The following is a 20807-nucleotide window of genomic DNA, read 5'->3' on the forward strand; positions in this document are numbered from 1 at the left end:
CGAGTCCAGGTCAAAAGGGCGTGCGGCCCCGCCCGCGCGCGCCCCCATCCGCTCACGCCCCGGTGCCCGCCGGCGCCCCGTCACTCCGTCACTCCCGGACCGCCCGCAGCACCAGCCGCTCGGCGTTCTCGTCGTAGGGGCGGCCGTCGAAGCCGCCGAAGACCTCCACCCGGCCGAAGCCCGCCTCCTGGGCCATCCGCCGCAGCTCGACCGCGCTGTACACGAACCACACCAGGGTGGCCCGCGTCACCCGCCCGCCCCGGACCAGCACCCAGTCGCTGCGCAACCGCGCCCAGTCGTCCAGCACGGTGTCCGTCTGCACGAGCACGTCGTCGCCGCGCCGCACCACCTTGGGCGGGGTGACCCTGCCGGCCAGCAGCTCCTTCCCGGCGAGGTCCAGGACGAGGGTGCCGCCGGGGCGCAGGGCGGTGTACATGGTGCGCAGCACGCGGGCGTTGTCGGCGGGGTCCTCGAAGTACCCGAACGAGGTGAACATGTTGAGGACGACGTCGAAACTCCCCGGCGCCTCGTACGCGCGCGCGTCCGCCCGTACGTACGTCACCTCCGCCCCGGCGTCGGCCGTCCGCTTCCGCGCCCGCTCCAGCATGGCGGGGCTCAGGTCCACCCCCGTGACGTCGAAGCCCCGGCGGGCGAGCGGCACCGTGAACACACCGGGGCCGCAGCACAGGTCCAGCACCCGGGCTCCGGCGGGGAAGGACAGCAGCGGCGAGGTGTCCAGCAGCTGCTCGGCCTGCGCGTGGCGCTGCTCGGAGAAGAGGAAGTCGTGGAACTCGGTCCAGAAGTCGTCGTCCTGGAACCCGCCCGTGTGCGTCATGCGCGCTCAGTGCTCCTTCGGGTCGTCGTGGGAGAGGGGGAGGGGGAGGGGGAGGGGAGGGATGGCGGGGAAGGGGTGAGGGTCGGGGTGGGTGAGGGTGAGGGTGAGGGGGAGGGGGAGGGGGAGGGGGAGGGGGAAGGGGTGGTGGTCGGGGTGGGGCGGGAGTGGGTGTGCGGGGGAGTGAGGGTGCCGGTGGGGCGCGTGCGCCCGCGCAGCGCCAGAAGGATCGGGGGCAGCGCCAGGCACTGCGCCGCGGCCAGCAGCCAGAACCAGCCGGTGTGGCCGGCGGTGAGCCCGTAGAGCTGCCCGCCCACCAGGCCGCTGGCGCAGGCACCGAGCCCGGCCGCCAGCCGCTGCCTGCCGAACACCACGGCGTCCGAGCGGGAGCTGCGGCGCAGCGCCTCCAGGTCGTTCTTGAGGAACAGCACGATGTCGCCGAGGGTGATCAGCGCCCCGCCCGCCAGGAGCGCCGGCCGGGTGCCGACCGCCAGCACGGCGAGCCCCGCCGCCAGGCCCGCGAAGCCGACCGTGAGGGCCGTCGCGTACGGCATGCGCCGGATCAGGCCGGACGCGAGCGGCTGGACGACGATGACCAGGGTGAAGCAGAGCAGCAGCACCAGGCTGTAGAAGGTGCTGGACGCCCGCTCGACCGTGTACACGGCCAGGAAGTGCTGGAAGTGGAAGTAGAGGTAGAAGGCGAGCGCGTTGGCGGCGAACGGCAGGGCCGCCTCCCCGGCCCACCGGCCCGGCCGGTGCCGGCGGGTCCGGCGTCCCCGCCGGTCCAGCCCCGGCTGGGGGACGGGTCGCCCTCGTCCGTCCTGTGCGGTGGTTGCCCCGCGTCCGTCCTGCGGGGCGGTCTCCCCGCGGCCGTTCCGTCTGTCGGCGTCCTCGGGTCCGTCGGGCCTGTCGGTGTCGTCGGGGCCGGCCGGCCCGACCTGTGGGCCCCGGCCGTCGGGCCCGCCCCCCTCCCGGTCCTCCGCCGCCGTGGGGAGCCGGATGTGGCCCACCGTGACCAGGGCGAACAGCGCCGTCACGGCGACGAACAGCCACCCGGGCGAGGACAGGACGAACGGCCCGGCGACCAGCGGCCCCACGGCCATGCCCGCGTTCAGGGCGGCGTTGCCCGCCGACAGGAACGCCGGACGGCGCTCGTCGTCCACGCTCCGCACCAGGTACGCCTTGTTGGCGGGCAGGTACAGCGCGGCCCCGCAGCACGTCAGGACCAGTGCCGCGACGGCCAGCGGCGGCCAGCGCAGGGCCAGGACGAGTCCGGTGAACCCGGCCGTGCGGACGACCAGCGCCCACACCATCGTGCGGCGCAGCCCGATCCGGTCCGCCAGCGCCCCGCCCACGACCCCGCCCGAGAACTGCACCAGGGACGCCACGGCCAGGACGACACCGACCGCGCCGAGCCCCATCCCGAGCCGCTCGTGCAGGAACACCGACATGAACGGCAGGACCATGAAGCTGCCGAGCGGGATCAGGAACGAGCTGAGCAGCAGGAAGCGCAGCGGACCGTCGAGGGTGGACAGCGCGGCCCGCAGGCCCGTCCGGGGCCGCCTGCCCGAGGGGCGTTCACCCACCGGACGCCCCACGGGCGGTGGGCTCGGCGTCCTGGTGCGGGCCCTGGTCCGGGTGCGGGTGCGGGCCCGTGCGAGGCTCACCGGACGGCGGCCCCGCGGGCAGCGGCTCGGTCAGTACGCGGACCGCGTTGGCCGCCGCCACCGCGCGGTGGGTGGCCAGTTCGGCGGTCTCGGCCTCGGCGTACACGATGCCCGCGTAGCCGCGGCTGTCGGCCAGGTGCTCGACGGTGTCGCCGACGGACCTGACCGGGTACCAGGCCGGGGCGCCCGGCATCCCCGCCAGCCGGTCCAGCCCGGCGACGCCGGTGAACACCCCGGGCTCGGCCGGGTAGCCTAGGACGAAGGCGACGGCGGGCCCGCCGGGCAGGTCCGCGTCCATCAGCCGGGGGCGGCGGCCCAGGGCGGCCTCGACCATGGCCTCGTACACGTTGACGCCGAGCGCCCGGCACAGGCCCTCGCCCACCAGGGCGCCGCCGATCCGGGGGTTGACCTCCACGACCTCCGGGCCGTCGGCGGTCAGCACGAACTCCACGTGCGCGAAGCGGTCCGTGTAGCCGATCGCGGCCAGGACCTCGCCGAGCCACCGCTCCAGTCCGGCCCGCCGCGCCTCGGGGAAGGCCACGGGGAACGCGGTGATCTCCTCCCGGAAGTACGGCTCCGGGGACATCAGCCGGCTGGACACGCCCAGCAGCCGGGTCCGCCCCGCCCAGGTGAGGGTCTCGGCGCTGTACACCGGCCCGCTGAAGTACGGCTCCGCGAACAGCCGCCCCTTCAGCTCCCGGCCCGCCGCCTCGGCGAGCGCCGCGTCCAGTTCCCGCCCGTCGCGGACCAGCCACACGTTCTGGCTGCCGGTGCCCGCCGTGTCCTTCAGGACGGCGGGCAGGCCGGCCTCCTTGAGCAGCACTTCGCGCAGCGGCTCCCGCCCCTCCGGTACCTCGTGGGCCCGTCCGCGGGTCAGCCCCGCGCCGTACAGGCGGTCGCGCACGGCCGCCTTGTCGCGGGTCAGGCGCAGCACGGCGGGGTCGAGGCCGGGCAGGCCGAGGCGCTCGGCGAGCTCCGCGCCGACCAGCGTCCAGGTGTCGGTGGAGCTGATCAGGCCGCGCAGGTCGGGAGTGCGGCGCAGCACGTCCGCGACCCGCTCCACGTCGAAGGTGTCGACCTCCACGACGTCGAGGGCGTCCGCCGGGAGCCGTCCCAGCTCGTACGTGTAGTACGACGGGTCGCGGGTGAGCAGGACCAGCCGCTCGCCGAGCACGTCGGCGGCCCGCACCAGGTGGCCGAGGCCGAAGGTCAGCGACTCCAGGCAGGCGACGCTCATGCGGCGTGCTCCTTCGCGGTCGGGGACGGGGCTGCGGTCGCGGTCGCGGTCGCGGTCGGGGACGGGATCGGCGTCGAGGTCCCGGGCGGGGTCTGCGCCGCCGTCCCGGGCGGGGCCGCCTTCGCCGTCCCGGGCGTGGTCGTGGTCGTGGTCGCGGGTTCGGACGTGGTCGATGGGCGGGCCGCGCGCCGCCAGGCCATCGTGGACCAGGGCATGGACATCTCCTCGGGCGCGGAGACCTCGACCGGCTTCAGCGCGGCGGGGTCCAGGGCCTCGGTGTGGCGGGCGAAGACCCGCTCGACGTAGCGGTGACCGGTGTCGGCGCCGACCACCAGGTGCAGCCGGTCGGGGTGGCGGCGGGCCTCGTGCGTCGCGGCCAGGTACCCGGCGCCGGTGGACAGCCCGGCGAAGACGGCGTGGTCGCGCAGGAGGGCGACCGTGCCGGACATGGCGTGGGTGAAGTCCAGCCAGTGGAGGGCGTCGTAGAGGTGGTGGCGGACGTTGCCGAAGGGGATGGACGAGCCGATTCCGGCGATGATCGCCTCCGGGTCGTGGTGGTCCTGGCTGCCGAAGGTGACGCTGCCGAAGGGCTGGACGCCCACCAGCCGCACGGACGGGTCGCCGGCGCGCAGGCGTTCCACGAGGCCGCCCGTGGAGGCCCCGGAGCCGACCCCTCCGACGACGGTCAGCGGGGTCGCCGGGAACGCGGCCGCGATCCGGTCGGCGACCTCGTGGTAGCCGAGGTAGTGGACGTCGTCGTGGTACTGGCGCATCCAGTGCCAGTCGGGGTGCTCGGCGAGGAGCTCCTCCACCCGCCGCACCCGTAACTCCTGGTCCAGTTTGAGGTTCCGGGACGGCCTGACCTGCTCCACGGTGGCGCCGAGGATGTCGAGCTGGGCGCGGGTGGTGGTGTCGACGGTGGTGGACGCGACGATGTGGCAGCGCATGCCGTGGCGGTGGCAGGCGAGCGCCAGGGCGTGGGCGTAGATGCCGCTGGAGCTGTCGACCAGGGTCTGCCCCGGCCGGACCGCTCCCCGGTCCAGGAGGTGGCGGACGGCGGCGAGCGCCGAGTAGATCTTCATCGACTCGAACCGGATCAGGACGATGCGGTCGTCGAGCCGTACGAGGGCGGGGACCTTCAGGGCGTCGGCGATGTGGGGGTGGATCACCCGTAGCCTCCTTGGGCGAAGGAACACTGGTGGCCGAGCGAGTGGAAGAAGGCGGACAGCTCCGACTTGAGGCCGGCGTCGGGGCGGCCGGTGAAGAGGTAGCCGATCAGGCAGCCGGTGTGGGCGACGAAGACGCCGTCGGCGCCGAACCGCTCGCGGTGGGCGAGCACATGGTCGAACGACGCCTTGGGCAGCACGTCCTGCGACAGGGCGGCGCTGGTGGTGGCCGCCCGTGCGACGGCGGCCGGGTCGCCTGTGGAGAAACCTTTCAGCAGGTCGGTGAGGCACCGCTCGTACTCGTCGCCGCGCCGCCGGTAGTGGCGCAGCAGCGGGCCGGTGACGGCGGCGGTGTCGACCGTGCCCGGCTCGGTGACGTAGGCGGTGTGGAAGCCGATCTCCGTGCCGAGCCGGCGGACCACCCGGTGCCCGCCGCTGAGGTGCAGCGCGAACTCGTCGAGGAAGACGCTGTCCGCCCGCTCGATCGCCGCCAGGACGCGCAGGACCACGTCCGGGTCGTAGGGCAGGGCGAAGAGGCGGAACAGGCAGCGCAGGGTCGCCACGATGTCGGCGGTGGAACTCGCCATCCCCACGCCGACCCGCAGGTCGGAGTGGGCGCTCCAGCGGCCCGGCGGCAGCGTGAGCCCGAAGTGCTCCAGGAAGAGCCGCGCGGCCGTCGCGGACTTGCTCCCGAGGGGCAGCGGGTTCGGCGGGTGCGCGCCGGGGGTGAAGTGCACCCAGGAGTGGCGCTCCACGGGGAAGGACACGACGGCGATGTCCGGTACGGGGCCCGCCCGCAGCGGGCCCTGGTACAGCTCGCCCAGGGTGCCGTGGCAGACACCGGACACGGTCCGGCCGGGCGGGCGCCGCGCCTCGCGGGGCGCGGGGGCGGAGGCGGGCGCGGGCCCGGCCGCCTCGGCGGGGGGTGCCGGGGCGGGCGCGGCTCGGGTGGCGGCCGGTCGGGCGGTGGCGGTGGGGGCCTGGGCGGTACGAGCTTGGGCGGCCGCTCGGGCGGGGGCCGGTCCGGGCGGTGCGGCCTTGGTGGAGGCCGGTCCGGGCGGTGCCGCCATGGTGCGTGCCGGTCCGGGCGGTGCCGCCATGGTGCGTGCCGTCCCAGCCGACGGCCGCCCGGCCGCCGCACCGATGGAGGACGCCCCGGTCGTGGGCCCGGCCGCCGTCGGCGCCCCGGTCGATGGGGCACCGGCAGGGGGCGTGGCCCCGGCGGGTGTCAGCACCGCCCGGCCCGGTCCGCCCGGGGGTGGGCGCGGCACCCGGCGCGGGTGGCGGTAGCTCGCGTGGTCACGGACGCGTCCTCCTCCTGGTCCCGAGCCCCGAGCGGACCGGGAGGGAGGCAGGGTGCGGCACGCGCCGCGCAGCCGTCCGTACCGCCGACCCAGTCCTCGGGGTCACCGTGCACTGCCCGCACACGGGTGCGGGCGCAGTGGGCAGGTCTTCGGACTCGCGGGCTCGCCCACCGGATCACCGGTGGGCACCTACCGGCCGTCGCTTCCCAGGCCCGTCCGGGGCCCAGTGCTGGTGACGGCTTTCGTTCCCACTCACCGCTGCGGGACAGTCCCGGATTCGCACCGGGTTCCCTCTTGCGTCGCGCCGCCCCGAACCGGTCGGACAGGGGGCGCGAACCGACTGCACCGATCAGGGTAGGGCGGCCCGCGCGCGTACGGCAGGGGAGGGTCGCCGGTTGTCCGGAAGCGATCGGTCGGCACAGGGCGGCACGTGAGGCCCGTGGCTCCGGGCGGCCGGGGCGGCGGGGCGGCCGGGGCGGCCGGGGCGGCCGGGCGCCGCGTGGATGCGCCCGGCGGCCGAGGCCCCTCTCGGAGGCCGCCGAGGTCGGCGGTTCCGAGAGGCGGAGTTCGGACAGCTCACAGAGTGAGGACGAGCTTGCCCCGTACGCGCCCCTCCCGGCTCACGCGGTGCGCCTCCGCCGCCTGCTCCAGGGGCAGCGCCGACTGCACCTCGACGTGCACGGCGCCCGCGTCGACGAGCGCGCCGATCCGCCGCAGCGCCTCGCCGTCCGGGGTGACGATGACGCGCCGGGCCGTGACGCCGGGGAGGCGGTGCGCCTCGTCCACGGGCTCCGGCAGGGTGACGAGGGTGCCGCCGGGGCGCAGCAGCCGCCATGACGCGTGCTGCACCGGCCCCCCGACGGTGTCGAGGACGACGTCGTACGCGCCGTCGTGGGCGGCACCGGCGGTCCCTCCGCCCGCCGCGCGGTCGATCGGCTCGTCGACGCCGAGGCGGCGCAGGAAGTCCAGGTTGCGGGCGGACGCGGTGGCGGACACGCGGGCCCCCAGGTGGCGGGCGAACTGGACGGCGAAGTGGCCGACCCCGCCGGCGCCCGCGTGCACCAGGACCCGCGTGCCGGACCGCGCCCCCGCGGCCTCCAGCGCCTGCCACGCCGTCAGGGCGGCCAGCGGTACGGCGGCGGCCCGCGCGTACGTCAGCCGGGCCGGCATGGGCGCCACGGCGGCGGCCGGGAGGACGGCCAGCTCCTGGTAGGCGCCGCCGTACGGCAGGGGCAGCATCCCGTACACGTCCTCGCCGACGGCGGGGCCGCCCGGCACCGTGGCCCGCACCACGCCCGCCACGTCCCACCCCATCCCCAGCGGGAACGGCCGGTCGGCCCGCACCGCGCCCTCGCGGTGCTTCCAGTCGACCGGGTTGACCCCGGCGGCCCTGACCTCCACCAGGACCTCCCCGTCGGCGGGTACCGGCGCGGGCCGCCGCACCAGCTCCAGAACGCTCTCGTCCCCGTACCGGGAGAAGACCACCGCACGCATCGAAACAGCTCCTGTTCACTGCCCTGGACCACCGCCCCTCCGCCCGCCGGTCGCACGGCCGGGAAGCAGCGCGGCGGATCGGCGGATCGGCGGAGCACCGGATGAGCGCCGCCCGGCCGGTCGGGGCGGGGCGGCGCGGGGCGACGTCCGTTCGCCGCACCTCCGCCACCCTCGCCGCCCGGCGGAGGCGGAGCCACCACCCCGCGAGTACCCGGCGCGCGGGCCTCGACGGGAGGGGCCGTCACGGGAAGGGGGGTACCCGCAGGGACAGGCGGGGCGCCGTGCCCGCCGCGCATACTGGCGCGCATGCACCCAGCCAGTGAACTCGGCGCGTTCCTGAAGTCGCGTCGCGCCCGCGTGACCCCGGAGCGGGCCGGGCTCCCGGTCCTCGACCGGCGCCGTGTCGCGGGGCTGCGGCGCGAGGAGGTGGCCGGTCTCGCGGGCGTCAGCGCCGTCTACTACACGCGCCTGGAGCAGGGCCGCGCCCGCAACCCCTCCGGCGCGGTGCTGGACGCCCTCGCCCGCGCCCTGCGGCTCGACCCGACCGAGCGCGCCCACCTGTACGACCTCGCCCACCGGGCCCCGGCCGGGCGACGCGCGGGTGGCACGCCCGCGGGTGGGAGGCCGTCCCCGGTCACGGCACCGGACGGCACCGGGGCCGGCGTACGGGCGGGGGCAGCGGGGGAGGCGCGGGTACGGGACGGGCTGCGGCGGCTCCTGGCTGCGGTGGGAGCCGTCCCGGCGTACGTCCTGGACCCGGCGATGACCGTGCTCGCGGCCAACCCCCTCGGCCACGCCCTGCTCGGCGGCCCGCCTGCGGGTGCGGCCGGCGGCCCGCCCGAGGCTCCGGCCGATGCCCCGGCCGGCGGCGGCCCCGTCGGCGGCGGCCCCGCCGGCGGCCCGAACCGGGAAGCGGACCGCAGGCCGCCGCTCAACCTCGCCCGGCACGTCTTCCTGGACGGCGTCGCCCGCGAGCTGTACCCGGACTGGGCGGACGTGGCCCGGCAGACCGTCGCCTTCCTGCGCCTGGCGGCCGGGCGGCGCCCCGGCGACGCGGGGCCCGCCCGGATCGTCGCCGAACTGTCCCGCCGCAGCGAGGACTTCCGCCACCTGTGGGCGGCGCAGGAGGTGCGGGAGAAGTCGTACGGGGCCAAACGCTTCCGGCACCCCGTGGTCGGCACCTTCGACCTCACGTACGAGACGCTCGCGCTCCCCGGCGACGAGGGCTGGTCCCTGGTCGTCTTCACCGCTCCCGACGAGCACGCCGACGCCGCCCTGCGCCTGCTCGGCAGCTGGACGGCCGAGTACCGGGCCGAGCCCGCCGCCGAGCCGCCCGGCCGATGACCCCGACGGCCGTCTGCCGGTGCTGTCCACGCGCACGGCGGGACGCGGGTGCCCGCCCGCAATTCGAGCCGGCGTCGGGCCGGCCGACCATCAGCGGCGGACTCCGGCCGGGGGCACCGTCCGGCGTGTGCCGGTACAGCACGTCGAGACCGAGGCCCGAGACCCAGAGGCGTTCAGCCGCCCGGAGGTCGCGTGAGGGCCGGGCCATGCGGATGTGCGCTGCGGCGTCTGCCGGCAGTGCTCCGCCTCGGGGCAGGAGGGTGAGGCCCGGCGTGTGCCGGCGCCTGTGTGCGCGGGCTCGGACGGCAACGAGCTTGGGGATCGAGCGCCCGTGTGCCGTCGGGCGCTGGTCCTCGTCCTTCCTGCCGAGGACCTGATGGTCCCGACCGGCATGTTCGCCGCGCGTTCCGGGGGCCCGGCCCAGGACGCGATCGCGTCGCGACGCCGCGCGCGGGAGGGGTGCGAGTCAGGGGGCGGCCGCTGGTACAACGGGGTGTGCCCGCTTCGGTTCGGGCACGGACAGCGTCCCCGCCCGGCGGCTTCGTCGCCGCGGCCTGCCGCATGGAGCCCGATGTGCATGTACCGACAGGTGCCGTCCGCCCGACCGCCCTGCTCCTGGCGTCCGTGCTCGCGGCCGCGACGCTCACCGGGTGCACGCTGCTGGAACTCACCCGGGACTGCGAGGGGACGGCCGCCAGGCTCGAGGAGCTGGCGGCGCTCGGCATCCTCGGCTCCCGGCCGGACGGGGCCACTCCCGCCCGGGGCTTCGAAGAGGTCGACGCCGGCTGCCGGGCGGACAGCGGCGAGGTCGTCGTCCACGCCGAGCGCGTGTACGCCTTCCCCGGTACGCGGGTCGAGGTGGCCGCCCACTACCGGAAGGCGGCGGCTCGGGACGGATGGGAGCCCGACGGCGCGGCAGGGCCCGACGGCCTGTGCTTCGTCAGGGACGGCATGGCCCTGTGGGTGGTCCCCCTCACCGCTGAGAGCCTCATGGAGGACGGCCTCGGGGGCCGCTCCCACTCCGCGACCGGTGCCGGGTACTCCATCGGTGTCGAGACGCACGTGGACGGCGGCAGCGAGGCGGGTTGCTGAGGGTCGCAGAGGAGGTCGGCCCTCCGGCGGCTTCGGCGCGGTCCGGTGGTCGTACGGGGTGGCCTGAAAGGGGCGGGTTATACCCGGGGGGGTATTTGACGCGAGCGGGGGTGAGCCTTTACCGTCGATGGCGTGATACCCCACGGGGTATTCGGAGGAGGGTGCTCGCGGCACGCGGGGCCGGAGGGCTTCCCCGCCGGGCGGGGCGGCTCGGGTCGCCCGGTCCGGCGGGGTGCCGGTCCCGGAGTCGCCCGGCATCTCCCTCCGCGCTGCCGGACCCGTTCGGGGGTCCGGCTCCCTTTCGGACCCGTTCATACCCCCCTGGGTATAGTGGACCCGTACGCCATGGAGGTTCGTTCCGTGTTCTTCGCCCAGTACTACCTCGACTGCCTCTCCCAGGCGTCGTACATGATCGCCGACGAGACCACCGGCAAGGCCGTGGTCGTCGACCCCCGCCGGGACGTGGCCGAGTACCTGGCGGACGCCGACGCGCGCGGATTCACCGTGGTCGGAGTGATCAACACCCACTTCCACGCCGACTTCGTCGCCGGGCACCTGGAGATGGCCGCCCGCACCGGCGCCTGGATCGGCTACGGCCGCCGCGCCGAGACCGAGTACCCGATCCGCCCGCTCGCCGACGGCGAGGCCGTCAGCCTCGGCGACGTCACCCTGAAGATCATGGAGACGCCGGGCCACACCCCGGAGTCGATCAGCGTGCTGGTGTACGAGCGCGCCGACGACGCCGTCCCGTACGGCGTGCTGACCGGCGACGCCCTCTTCATCGGGGACGTGGGCCGCCCCGACCTGCTCGCCTCCGTCGGCGTGACCGCCGAGGAACTCGGCGCCATGCTCCACGACAGCGTCCAGAACAAGCTGATGGCCCTGCCCGACGAGGTGCGGGTCTTCCCCGCCCACGGCGCCGGCTCCGCCTGCGGCAAGAACCTCTCCACCGAGCGGCAGTCGACCATCGGCGCCCAGCGCGCCACCAACTACGCCTGCCGGCCGATGAGCCGGGACGAGTTCGTGGCGATCGTGACCGCCGGCCAGTCCGCCGCCCCCGGCTACTTCGGCTACGACGCCGCCCTCAACCGCCAGGACCGCGCCCTCTTCGACCCGGCCGCCGCGCCCCGCCCGCTCACCGCCGAGGAGTTCACCGCCCGCCGCGCGGCCGGCGCCGTCGTCGTCGACACCCGCGACCCGCAGGCGTTCGCCGCCGGCCACCTGCGCGGCGCCCTCAACATCCCGGCCGACGGGCGCTTCGCCGAGCAGGCCGGAACGGTCCTGCCCGCCGACGCGGAACTGCTGGTCGTCGCGGACCAGAACCGCGAGGAGGAGATCGTGACCCGGCTGGCCCGGATCGGCTTCGACCGCGTGGGCGGCTACCTGCGCTCCCCGGACGACGCCCTGGCCGCCCTCGCCGAGGAGGTCGCCCCGGCGAGCCGGCTCACCGTCGCGCAGGTGCGCGCCGCCCTGGACGGCGACACCCCGCCCGTCGTCGTCGACGTCCGCAACTGCGGCGAGCGCGCCGAGCACGGCGCCGTCGACGGGGCCCTGCACATCGCGCTGGGCGAGCTGCCCCGCCGCCTCGACGAGATCCCGCGCGACCGGCCCCTCGTCCTGCACTGCGCGGGCGGCCACCGCTCCTCGATCGCCGCGAGCCTGCTGCGCCACCACGGGTTCACCGACGTCTCCGACATCCTCGGCGGCTACGCGGCCTGGGCCGCTCAGGCCCCCGCCCCGGCCGCCTGAGCGGACCCCGTGCCGGGCGGCCCGCCCGTCCCGCGCCGGGCGGCGGACGCACCCGCCCGGCGCGGCGAACCCCTCCCGTACCCCCACCCCCCGCCCCGTACCGCACCACCCCATGGAGTCCTCATGACGACCGACGCCACCCACGCCGCCCGCGCCGCCGGACTGTCCCCCGCCGCCCTGCGGCAGCAGATGGAGGCGGGGCACGCCCCCCGCGTGCTCGACGTGCGCACCCCCGGCGAGTTCCGCACGGTCCACATCCCCGGTTCCTACAACGTCCCGCTCGACACCCTGCGCGAGCACCGCGGCGAACTGCTCGCCCACCTCGACGAGGACGTCGTCCTGGTCTGCCGCTCCGGCGCCCGCGCCGCCCAGGCCGAGCAGGCGCTGGCCGAGGCCGGCCTGCCCAACCTGCGCGTCCTCGACGGCGGCATGACGGCCTGGGAAGCCGCCGGCGCCCCCGTCAACCGGGGCGAGGCGCGCTGGGACCTGGAGCGCCAGGTGCGGCTCGTCGCCGGTTCCATCGTGCTCGTCAGCGGTGTCACCGGGATCTTCGTGCCGGGCGCCCACCTGGTCGGCACCGCCATCGGCGCGGGGCTCACCTTCGCCGCGCTCAGCAACACCTGCGCCATGGGCATGCTGCTGTCGAAGCTGCCGTACAACCGCGGCCCGCGCACCGACATCCGCGCCGTCGTCGCCGCGCTGCGCGACCGCCCCTGAGCGGCGCGCCGCCCGGCTCCGGTCGCGGGTGCGTCCATCCTGTGGGCGCGCCTGGGCCGTACGGGCCCGGCCCGGTAGGCTCCCGCCCGCCGGGCGGGTCCGGCGGGCGGGAGCCGGGTCCGGTGGCGTTCCGCGTCGATCCGGGACGGTCCGCGGCCGGTCCGTCCTGATGGCCTCGGCCGGATCGGCGTACGCGGGCTGATTCGGGGGCGCGCAGGCAAGTCCGGACGAATGCCCGTGAATCGGGACACATACCCCTTGGGGTATTCTGACCGTACAAGGTCGGTGGATCGGAGGAACCGGTGAAGGTGGAAGAAGAAGCGGCCTCCGCGGTCCTCAACCGGCTGCGGCGCGCCCAGGGGCAGCTCGCGGGCGTCATCGCCATGATCGAGGCCGGTCGGGACTGCAAGGACGTCGTCACCCAGCTCGCCGCGGTCTCCCGCGCCCTCGACCGGGCCGGGTTCAAGATCCTCGCCAGCGGGATGCGCCAGTGCCTCGCCGAGAGCGAGGCGGGCGCGCCCCCGATGAGCGAGCAGGAGCTGGAGAAGCTCTTCCTCACCCTCGCCTGACGGCGCGGCATCCCGCGCGTTCCTCGGTGCGGGACGCGGGTCATGCCCCCGGATCCCCCGTCACGGGCAGGCACTCGGCGAGCAGGGCGACGACGTCGCGCCAGGCTCGCCGCGCGTGCTGCGGGTGGTGGCCGACGCCGGGGACCGTGGGGTGGTCGACCGGCGGGTGGTGGAAGGCGTGCGAGGCGCCGCCGTAGACCGTGAGGCGCCAGTCGACGCCCGCGGCCCGCATCTCGGCGGTGAAGGCGTTCCATCGCGCGGGCGGCATGATCGGGTCCTCCGACCCGACCCCCGCCCACACCGGGCAGCGAATGCGCGCCGCCTCCCCCGGCCGGCCCGTGGTGGTCGCGTTGACCGTCCCGATCGCGCGCAGGTCGACGCCGTCGCGCCCGAGTTCCAGCGCGACGGCGCCCCCGGTGCCGTAGCCGACGGCGGCGATCCGGTCGGGGTCGGTCCGCGGTTCGGCGCGCAGCACGTCGAGCGCCGCATGGCCGATGCCCCGCATCCGGTCGGGGTCGGCGAGCAGCGGCAGGCAACGGGCCAGCATCTCCTCCGGGTCGCCCAGATAGCGGCCGCCGTGAAGGTCGAAGGCCAGCGCCACGTATCCCAGCTCGGCGAGGGCGTCGGCCCGGCGGCGCTCGACGTCGCCGAGCCCCATGCCCTCCGGTCCGAGCAGCACCGCGGGCCGGCGGCCGGCACCGGCCGGGAGGGCGAGATGCCCGACCATCGTCAGACCGTCCGCCGGGTACTCGACCGTGCGCGCCGTGATCGTCGTCGTCATGGGGCCGGACTGTAGTGATCACCGAGCCCGGTCCGGCCGGTGTTCCGCCACCGGCGGAACGGCGCGACGCGCTCGTCTGGAACGCGACCGCCGGGGGCTCGTGGCTCCGGGGCCCACTCGTGACCCCTCGGCGCACCTCGGAGCACCCCCTCCGGAGTCCACTGCCCGGTTCGCCGGTGCCACCGGACGGAGTCGCCGCCTCGGCCCGACGCGGAGTTTGCCTATGCCCTATAGGAAGGGGCATACTGGCCATAGGGAATTCGAGAGTAGGTGATGGTTGTGGTTCGGGCGGGACTGAGCCCGGAGCGGCTGACGCTCGCCGGTGCGGAACTCGCCGACGAGGCCGGTTTCGACCAGGTGACCCTGTCCGCGCTGGCCCGGCGCTTCGACGTGAAGCCGGCGAGCCTGTACGCGCATGTGGAGAACTCCCACGACCTCAAGACCCGGATCGCGCTGTTCGCCCTGGAGGAGCTCGCCGACCGGGTCGCCGACGCCGTGGCCGGGCGCGCGGGCAAGGACGCCCTGGCCGCCTTCGCGAACGCCTACCGCGACTACGCCCGGACGCACCCCGGCCGGTACGAAGCGGCGCGGTACCGGCTCGACCCGCGGACCGCCGCGGCCAGCTCAGGCGTCCGGCACGCGCAGATGACGCGGGCGATCCTGCGCGGCTACGACCTGGCCGAGCCGGACCAGACCCACGCGGTCCGCATGCTGGGCAGCGTCTTCCACGGCTTCGCGGCCCTGGAGGCGGCCGGCGCCTTCGACCACACGGACGTCGCCGCCCAGGAGTCCTGGGCCTGGACGCTCGACTCCCTCGACGCCGCGCTGCGGAGCCGGTCCGCCCCCTGACCGGCCGCCCCGCCCGCCCCTGAACCAGAACGCTTGAGGCCATGAGCACCGGACAGAACCTGATCACCACCCCCGTCACCGCCGACTACCTGCGCGGGCACCTCGACGTGGAGGAGACCGCCCACGGCCTGCTGCCGCACCGACTGCCCGCCCGGGCGCGGCGCCAGATCCCCGACGACCGGCTCGCCGTGGCCGAGGCCCAGCCCTCCGGTGTCCGGCTGGCCTTCCGTACCCGCGCCACCACCGTCCACCTGGACACCCTGCCCACCAAACGCGTCTACCGGGGCTTCCCGCCCCCGCCGGACGGCGTCTACGACCTGCTGGTCGACGGCCGCCTCACCGCCCAGGCCACCGTGGACGGCGGGAACGTGCGCACCGTCACCGACATGCGCACCCAGACCGCGGAGTTCACCCCGGGCCCCGCCGGCACCGCCCGCTTCACCGGCCTCCCCGGCGGCGAGAAGGACATCGAGATCTGGCTCCCGCACGCGGAGACCACCGAGGTCATCGCCCTGCGCACCGACGCCCCCGTCGAGCCGGCCCCGGACAGCGGGCGCCGGGTCTGGCTGCACCACGGCAGCTCCATCAGCCACGGGTCCAACGCCGTCTTCCCCAGCGCCATCTGGCCCGCCCTGGCCGCCGCCGCGGGCGATGTGGAGCTGGTCAACCTCGGATTCGGCGGCGGCGCCCTGGTCGACCCGTTCACCGCCCGCGCGATGCGCGACACCCCGGCTGACCTGATCAGCCTCAAGCTCGGCATCAACGTCGTCAACGCCGACGCCATGCGCCTGCGCGCCTTCGCCCCCGCCGTCCACGGCTTCCTCGACACCATCCGCGAGGGCCACCCCACCACCCCCCTGCTCCTGATCTCCCCCCTCCTGTGTCCGACCCACGAGCACACCCCCGGGCCCCTCATGCCGGACCTCTCCGGCGGGACGCTGCGGTTCCGGGCCACCGGCGATCCGGCCGAGACCGCCGCCGGACGGCTGACGCTGACGATCGTCCGCGACGTCCTGGCCGACATCGTCGAGCAGCGGTCCGCCGAGGACCCCCACCTCCACTACCTCGACGGACTCGACCTCTACGGCGAGGGCGACCACGCCGAGTTCCCCCTGCCCGACGCGGTCCATCCCAGCCCCGAAGGGCACCGCCGCATCGGCGAGAACTTCGCCAGGCTCGTCTTCGCGGACGGCGGGCCCTTCGCCGGCACGACGGACTGACCCGGGCGACCCGCGCCCGGCGGGAAGCGTGACGGCCGGCGCCGGTCCCCACGACGCTGCTCGTCGACAGCGACGCTGCTGGTCGGCAGCGACGCGCCGGGCCACGCCGCGAACGCCCCGGCCGGGAGCGGCGATGGCCGGGAACGCCCCGGCCGGGAGCGGCGGCGGCCGGGGGACGCCCCGGTTGCTCCCTTCCGGCGAAGTACCGCCCGCGGGTTCCCGGCGGCGCTTTTCGGACGCCGCCTCGCGGGTACGTTGCCTGCTCCACCGCCGTCGGGGCCGGTCGAGCCGACGCCGGGCCCCGACGAGCCCGACGAGCCCGGATCACACGAGCCGACGAGCCGACGAACCCACGAGCCGACGAGAGAGGCCCGGAGCCATGCGCTACGACCGCAGCGTGCACCTGAACACCGACTTCACCACCGCCGTCGCCCGCACCCGCGAGGCACTGGGCGAGCAGGGCTTCGGCGTCCTCACCGAGATCGACGTCACCGCCACGCTGAAGGCGAAGCTCGACCACGACATGGAGGAGTACGTCATCCTCGGCGCCTGCAACCCGGCCCTCGCCCACCGCGCCCTGGAGACCGACCGCTCCATCGGCCTGCTGCTGCCGTGCAACGTCGTCGTGCGCTCCGACGGGGGCGGCTGTGCGGTGCAGGCCCTCGACCCCGGCACGATGGTCGCCCTCACCGGCCTCGACGGCCTGCGGCCCGTCGCCGAGGAGGCGACCCGCCGCCTCGACGCGGCCCTCGCCCGGCTCGCCGCCGACGACAGCGGCAGCTGACCGCGTCCGGGCGAGGGGGCGGCGGCGGGCCGGGGCCGGCCGGTCAGGACTCGTACCAGTAGATCCCGTCCAGGCCCTCCTCGGTGATGGTCCGCGACATGACGTTCCCGTCCTGGAAGTACCGCCGGTGGGTGTCGGTCAGGAGGAAGTCGACGGCGGCCACGGGCGTCGTGGCGTCGCAGGCCAGGTCGCCGCGGATGCAGAAGCGGGCGACGGGGACGCCGGGGAACCTCTCGGGGCCGGGGCCCGTGGAGGTGAGGCCGAAGGCGCCCAGGCCGCGCGGGACCTTGGCCCACATGCCGGTGCCGGGCTGCTTCGGGTCGGCGTACAGCATGCCGTTGACCAGCTCCCGCGGCACGCCGGCGGTCCCCGACGCGATGGTCTCCAGCACGGCGTCCGCCGCCTGCGCGCCCTGGGAGTAGCCGACGATCGTCAGGCGCGCGGTCGGGTCCTCGCGGTGGGTCTCCCGCACGGCGGCCAGCAGGTTGGCGTAGCCCTGGGCGACGCTGCTGTCGTAGCTCGGGGCGGACAGGTCGGGCGCGTTGCGGCCGTTCAGCCACGGCCCGGCGGAGGCCGGATAGCAGACGGGGACGGGCGTGCCGCCCTTCAGGTACCGGTTGACGTAGCCGTACGTGGTCGTGCAGCCGGGCGCGTCCGCGGCGGAGCCGGTGCCGCCGATCTGGATGTAGTAGCGGTGCGGGGCCTCTTCGGCGCGGGCGGCGGTGCCGGGCATGAGGGCGGCGGCGGCCGTCATCGCCGCGGTGAGGGCGAGCGCCTTGGCGCGGCGCCTGAGTCGACCGGTCTTCGGCATCGGGTGTCCTCCTGGACGTCGGGTGGTGCGGAGGCGGGGTGGACCGCGGTGGGTGGTGACGGGGTGGACCGCGGTGTGTGGTGACGGGGCGTGGTGACGGGGTGAGGTGACGGGGTGTCGGGGCCGGTACGGCGGGGCCGGGACCGGTACCGCCGACGTTAGGGAGGTGCGATGACATCGTGGTGAAGCCCGGCCCGGACCTCGAGCTCACGACGCCGGCGGCGCCGGGCCCGCCCGGCACGCCCGTGCCGGGCGGGCTCATCCGCGGCGGTACGCCTCGGCGAGGCGGCTCTGGAGGCGGGCGTGGCGGAACTGGTAGACCGCGCCCGCCTGGCGCAGCACGCCGCGCTGGTAGGCGTCGTCCAGGAAGGCGGCGACGGCCCACGGGAGGCGCCCGGTCAACGGCAGCCAGACGCGGGAGAGCACCCACCACTGACCCCAGGCGGTCAGGGTCAGGGTGTAGCCGAGGGCACCGCCGATGCCGCTGACGGTGCCGACCAGGACGCTGAACGTGGGCTGCAGGACGAGCCGCCCCACGTGCCCCTGGAGCAGGTCGACCGCGACGACGAGCCCGACGCCGACCACGGTGCCGAAGACCGGCGCCCAGACGGCCAGCTGGGTCAGCACCGTGCTTCGGTCGGTGGCCAGGACCTCGCGCGGGCTGACGGCGGAGACCATGTCGAGCGGGGTCTCGAGCAGGCCGAGCAGGCAGAAGGAGAGACCGGCGGCGGCGCCGTAGACCAGGCAGAGGACGATCGAGTCGGCGAGACCGGTGCGCAGCGCGTCGCCGAGCCCGGCGTTCTGGTGATGCGCCTTCACCAGTCCGACCGCGAAGCCGTAGACGGCGCCGAACGCCGCGCCGCCCAGCGTACCGATCACCAGCCGGGGCCCGGCCGTCCACGTGGCGGCCCGGGGCCGGCCGCGGATGCGCAGGCGTACGGCGGACGGCGCGGCCTCCTTGCCCGTGAGCGTGTACGTGAGCCAGTGCACGAGGCCGAACAGGCTCCCCGCGATGAGCCCGACGGACGCCCCGTCCATCAGGGCCAGGGCCGGTGCCCCGGTGACGAGCGTGTAGAAGAGGGCGTCGCTGAGGCCGATGGCCAGCCCGGCCACCAGGGCGGTGACCAGGGCGCGGGTGGAGCCGCGCAGCCCCGTGCCCAGCCGCCACCACGCCAGGTCGGGGGTCCGGGCGACGGCCAGGTGGTGGGCGAGGTAGCCGAGCCACCGCTGGGCGCGGTCCGCGTCCCAGTCGCGCCCACCCGGCCGCCCGCGGCGGTAGACGGCGGGCAGGAAGCTGTCGAGCAGGTACTCCTCCACCTTCTCGGGCGTGTCCCGCCCCGCCCCGGTCAGCAGGGAGGCCGGGTCGCGGTCCGGGGTGTCGCTGTAGAGGGTGCGGGCGAGCGCGACCATCAGCGGGGTCCTGAGGACGGCGGCGAGGGGGGCCGCCCGCCCGTCCGGCGACGGCTCGCGCATCTCCCGCAGCACGGGGTCCCAGGCGCCCGCCGCCGGGTCGGCGCGGGCGGTCTTGCGGGTGGTGCGCGGCAGGTAGTCGGCGAGGTCCTCGAGGGTGAGGTCGGTCAGTTCGATCGGCGCGGCGGCGGACAGCACGTCCGTCTCGTCGACCGCGTCGGCGTACTCCCCGGGGCGGCTGGTGAGCAGCAGGGGCAGGATGGTGGCGTTGAGGGCTTCGAGCGCGGGGCGGCGCAGGCCGCCCGCCATCTCGTCGAAGCCGTCCAGTACGGGCAGGACCCGGCCGGAGTCGACCAGCGCGGCGGCCAGGGTCGACCCGCCGGGCCCCCGCGCCGCCGTACCGGGGTGGTCGCGCGTCAGCCGCTCCGCGAGCCAGTCCCGCAGGGTCAGGGCGGTGGGGTCCCAGGCGCCGATGCTGAAGATCACGGGTACGGGCTCCTCGGGCGTCCGCGACCGCAGGTGGTCCAGGACGAAGCGCAGCGCCAGGATGGACTTGCCCGACCCGGACCGGCCGAGGACCACCAGCCGCCCGGAGGGGACGGCCCGGTACGTGTCCGCGATCCCCTCCAGCCGCCCGCTCAGGTCCAGCGGTTCGCCCACCGCCCCCGGCGGGAGGCGGCGGATGTTCGCCCAGTGGTCGGTGAGCCGTGCGGTCGCGGGCCGCCAGCGGACCGGCAGCGGATAGGGGTCCTGTACGCGCCGGTGCTCCTCCTCGCGCTGCCAGCGGGCGGCCACCGCCTTCGCCAACTGCTCGGCGGCGCCCGACAACGCGTCTGGCCCGCCGGGGGCCAGGACGGCGCCGGGCCCTGGACCTGCTGGACCTGGGGCGGGTCCTGGGCCGGGGGTGGGGTCGCGTTCTGGCCATGGGCCTGGTGAGGTCGGTCCCGAGCCCGGCGCCCACCCCGAGCCCGGCCGCCGTCCTGAGCCCGGCGCCCGGCCTGGACCCGTGCCCGGGTCCGTACCCGCGCCCGTATCCGTACCCGCGCCCGTATCCGTACCCGCGCCCGTATCCGTACCCGTGCCTGGGTCCGTACCCGTGCCCGCGCCCGTATCCGTGCCCGCGCCCGGGTCCGTGCCCGCGCCCGGGTCCGCACCCGCACCCGCACCCGCGTCCGCACCCGTTCCGGTTGCCGTCCCCGGTCCGGGCGCCGGACCCGATCGCCGGAGCGGTTCTGATCGCCACTCAGGACCGGGCTCCCGCTCGCCTCCCGTGTCGGGCCGCGACGGTGAGGGCCCGTCAGCACGTACCGGCTGCGGTCCACCCGAGCCCCCGCCCACGCCACCCGCTCCGCCCGCGCCCGAGCCGTCATCCGAGGCCCCTTCGCCCCCCGCGTCCAAGCCCCCGGCCCCGCCCGGCCGCCCCGGCACGGCGGCGCGCAGCAACTCCTCGCGGTCCGCGTCCCCCAGGCCGAGCGAGTCGGCGAGCAACTGCACCGTGGCCATCCGCGGATTGCTGTGCCGGCCGGCCTCCAGCCGGCCGATGGTGCGCACGCTCACCCCGGAACGCCGCTCCAGTTCCTCCTGGGTCAGCCCCGCCCTCTCCCGCAACCGCCGCAGCACCCCGCCGAACCCACCGGACACGACACCCCGCCCTCCCCCGATCCGTCCGCCTTTCCGCAGGTGGGGACTGTAGCGGGGCCATCGGCCACATATGGCCGGTTCGATGTCCTGTCCACACTTCCCGCACAGCGGCCACCCTCGACGGCATCGACGTGATCGAC

General features: G+C 75.9%; 17 protein-coding genes, 1 pseudogene and 1 riboswitch. Of the genes and pseudogenes, 8 read left to right on the plus strand and 10 right to left on the minus strand.

Features of this window, described 5'->3' with window-relative positions:
- Positions 1 to 88: 88 nt before the first annotated feature.
- The 6 genes from CP974_RS24050 to CP974_RS24080 form a co-directional block, all read right to left on the minus strand.
- Positions 89 to 835, minus strand: a complete 747-nt coding sequence (locus CP974_RS24050) for a class I SAM-dependent methyltransferase (RefSeq protein WP_031128296.1) — start codon at positions 833 to 835, stop codon at positions 89 to 91.
- Complete coding sequence (locus CP974_RS30455; RefSeq protein WP_223844566.1) at positions 832 to 2418, minus strand: MFS transporter; 1587 nt, start codon at positions 2416 to 2418, stop codon at positions 832 to 834. Before CP974_RS30455 ends, CP974_RS24050 begins: the two co-directional genes overlap by 4 nt.
- Positions 2411 to 3736 (minus strand): ATP-grasp domain-containing protein, encoded by a 1326-nt coding sequence (locus CP974_RS24065; RefSeq protein WP_078915401.1) that lies wholly within the window; start codon positions 3734 to 3736, stop codon positions 2411 to 2413. Before CP974_RS24065 ends, CP974_RS30455 begins: the two co-directional genes overlap by 8 nt.
- Positions 3733 to 4905, minus strand: a complete 1173-nt coding sequence (locus CP974_RS24070; RefSeq protein WP_078915400.1) for a cysteine synthase family protein — start codon at positions 4903 to 4905, stop codon at positions 3733 to 3735. The genes CP974_RS24065 and CP974_RS24070 overlap by 4 nt, the downstream gene beginning before the upstream one ends.
- Positions 4902 to 5972 (minus strand): GHMP family kinase ATP-binding protein, encoded by a 1071-nt coding sequence (locus CP974_RS24075; protein WP_224354484.1) that lies wholly within the window; start codon positions 5970 to 5972, stop codon positions 4902 to 4904. Before CP974_RS24075 ends, CP974_RS24070 begins: the two co-directional genes overlap by 4 nt.
- A 357-nt stretch (positions 5973 to 6329) precedes the next feature.
- A riboswitch (cobalamin riboswitch) is annotated at positions 6330 to 6562 on the minus strand.
- 220 nt (positions 6563 to 6782) lie between these two features.
- Complete coding sequence (locus CP974_RS24080; protein ID WP_031129437.1) at positions 6783 to 7700, minus strand: NADP-dependent oxidoreductase; 918 nt, start codon at positions 7698 to 7700, stop codon at positions 6783 to 6785.
- 306 nt (positions 7701 to 8006) lie between these two features.
- On the opposite strand from CP974_RS24080, the gene CP974_RS24085 reads away from it, so the two are divergent.
- The 5 genes from CP974_RS24085 (at position 8007) to CP974_RS24110 (ending at position 13171) form a co-directional block, all read left to right on the plus strand.
- Positions 8007 to 9044 (plus strand): helix-turn-helix transcriptional regulator, encoded by a 1038-nt coding sequence (locus CP974_RS24085; protein ID WP_031129436.1) that lies wholly within the window; start codon positions 8007 to 8009, stop codon positions 9042 to 9044.
- Between the two features lie 573 nt (positions 9045 to 9617).
- Positions 9618 to 10136: a hypothetical protein gene (locus tag CP974_RS24095; RefSeq protein WP_031129435.1), complete on the plus strand. Its 519-nt coding sequence runs from the start codon at positions 9618 to 9620 to the stop codon at positions 10134 to 10136.
- A gap of 360 nt (positions 10137 to 10496) precedes the next feature.
- Positions 10497 to 11885: a rhodanese-like domain-containing protein gene (locus CP974_RS24100; RefSeq protein WP_031129434.1), complete on the plus strand. Its 1389-nt coding sequence runs from the start codon at positions 10497 to 10499 to the stop codon at positions 11883 to 11885.
- 123 nt (positions 11886 to 12008) lie between these two features.
- Complete coding sequence (locus CP974_RS24105) at positions 12009 to 12602, plus strand: rhodanese-like domain-containing protein (protein ID WP_031129433.1); 594 nt, start codon at positions 12009 to 12011, stop codon at positions 12600 to 12602.
- Between the two features lie 302 nt (positions 12603 to 12904).
- Positions 12905 to 13171 carry a metal-sensitive transcriptional regulator gene (locus tag CP974_RS24110; protein ID WP_031129432.1) on the plus strand — a complete coding sequence of 89 codons (267 nt, stop codon included), beginning with the start codon at positions 12905 to 12907 and terminating at the stop codon, positions 13169 to 13171.
- 40 nt (positions 13172 to 13211) lie between these two features.
- On the opposite strand, the gene CP974_RS24115 is transcribed toward CP974_RS24110, so the two are convergent.
- Positions 13212 to 13952, minus strand: coding sequence for a dienelactone hydrolase family protein (locus CP974_RS24115; protein ID WP_031129430.1), 741 nt, complete (start codon positions 13950 to 13952; stop codon positions 13212 to 13214).
- A gap of 279 nt (positions 13953 to 14231) precedes the next feature.
- On the opposite strand from CP974_RS24115, the gene CP974_RS24120 reads away from it, so the two are divergent.
- From CP974_RS24120 to CP974_RS24130, 3 genes are all read left to right on the plus strand, one after another.
- Entirely contained in the window at positions 14232 to 14801 is a 570-nt protein-coding gene (locus tag CP974_RS24120; RefSeq protein ID WP_031129429.1) for a TetR/AcrR family transcriptional regulator, read from the plus strand.
- 41 nt (positions 14802 to 14842) lie between these two features.
- A complete protein-coding gene (locus tag CP974_RS24125; protein WP_031129427.1) occupies positions 14843 to 16021 on the plus strand; it encodes a GDSL-type esterase/lipase family protein in 1179 nt (392 codons plus the stop codon).
- 379 nt (positions 16022 to 16400) lie between these two features.
- Entirely contained in the window at positions 16401 to 16805 is a 405-nt protein-coding gene (locus CP974_RS24130) for a DUF302 domain-containing protein (RefSeq protein ID WP_031129426.1), read from the plus strand.
- A gap of 43 nt (positions 16806 to 16848) precedes the next feature.
- On the opposite strand, the gene CP974_RS24135 is transcribed toward CP974_RS24130, so the two are convergent.
- From CP974_RS24135 to CP974_RS24145, 3 genes and pseudogenes are all read right to left on the minus strand, one after another.
- A complete protein-coding gene (locus CP974_RS24135) occupies positions 16849 to 17616 on the minus strand; it encodes a cutinase family protein (RefSeq protein WP_031129425.1) in 768 nt (255 codons plus the stop codon).
- 258 nt (positions 17617 to 17874) lie between these two features.
- Positions 17875 to 19854: an NACHT domain-containing protein gene (locus CP974_RS24140; protein ID WP_223844571.1), complete on the minus strand. Its 1980-nt coding sequence runs from the start codon at positions 19852 to 19854 to the stop codon at positions 17875 to 17877.
- 624 nt (positions 19855 to 20478) lie between these two features.
- Positions 20479 to 20667: pseudogene (locus CP974_RS24145) on the minus strand (helix-turn-helix transcriptional regulator); the annotation flags it as partial.
- Between the last annotated feature and the right edge of the window lie 140 nt (positions 20668 to 20807).

This window comes from Streptomyces fradiae ATCC 10745 = DSM 40063, from assembly GCF_008704425.1.
In the GTDB taxonomy this organism is placed as follows: Bacteria; Actinomycetota; Actinomycetes; order Streptomycetales; family Streptomycetaceae; genus Streptomyces; species Streptomyces fradiae.

Coding starts and splice junctions, on each gene's coding strand:
- CP974_RS24050 (WP_031128296.1), bottom strand. CDS start 835: ATGACGCACACGGGCGGGTTCCAGGACGACGACTTCTGGACCGAGTTC.
- CP974_RS24065 (WP_078915401.1), bottom strand. CDS start 3,736: ATGAGCGTCGCCTGCCTGGAGTCGCTGACCTTCGGCCTCGGCCACCTG.
- CP974_RS24075 (WP_224354484.1), bottom strand. CDS start 5,972: ATGGCGGCACCGCCCGGACCGGCCTCCACCAAGGCCGCACCGCCCGGA.
- CP974_RS24080 (WP_031129437.1), bottom strand. CDS start 7,700: ATGCGTGCGGTGGTCTTCTCCCGGTACGGGGACGAGAGCGTTCTGGAG.
- CP974_RS24085 (WP_031129436.1), top strand. CDS start 8,007: ATGCACCCAGCCAGTGAACTCGGCGCGTTCCTGAAGTCGCGTCGCGCC.
- CP974_RS24105 (WP_031129433.1), top strand. CDS start 12,009: ATGACGACCGACGCCACCCACGCCGCCCGCGCCGCCGGACTGTCCCCC.
- CP974_RS24115 (WP_031129430.1), bottom strand. CDS start 13,952: ATGACGACGACGATCACGGCGCGCACGGTCGAGTACCCGGCGGACGGT.
- CP974_RS24125 (WP_031129427.1), top strand. CDS start 14,843: ATGAGCACCGGACAGAACCTGATCACCACCCCCGTCACCGCCGACTAC.
- CP974_RS24130 (WP_031129426.1), top strand. CDS start 16,401: ATGCGCTACGACCGCAGCGTGCACCTGAACACCGACTTCACCACCGCC.
- CP974_RS24135 (WP_031129425.1), bottom strand. CDS start 17,616: ATGCCGAAGACCGGTCGACTCAGGCGCCGCGCCAAGGCGCTCGCCCTC.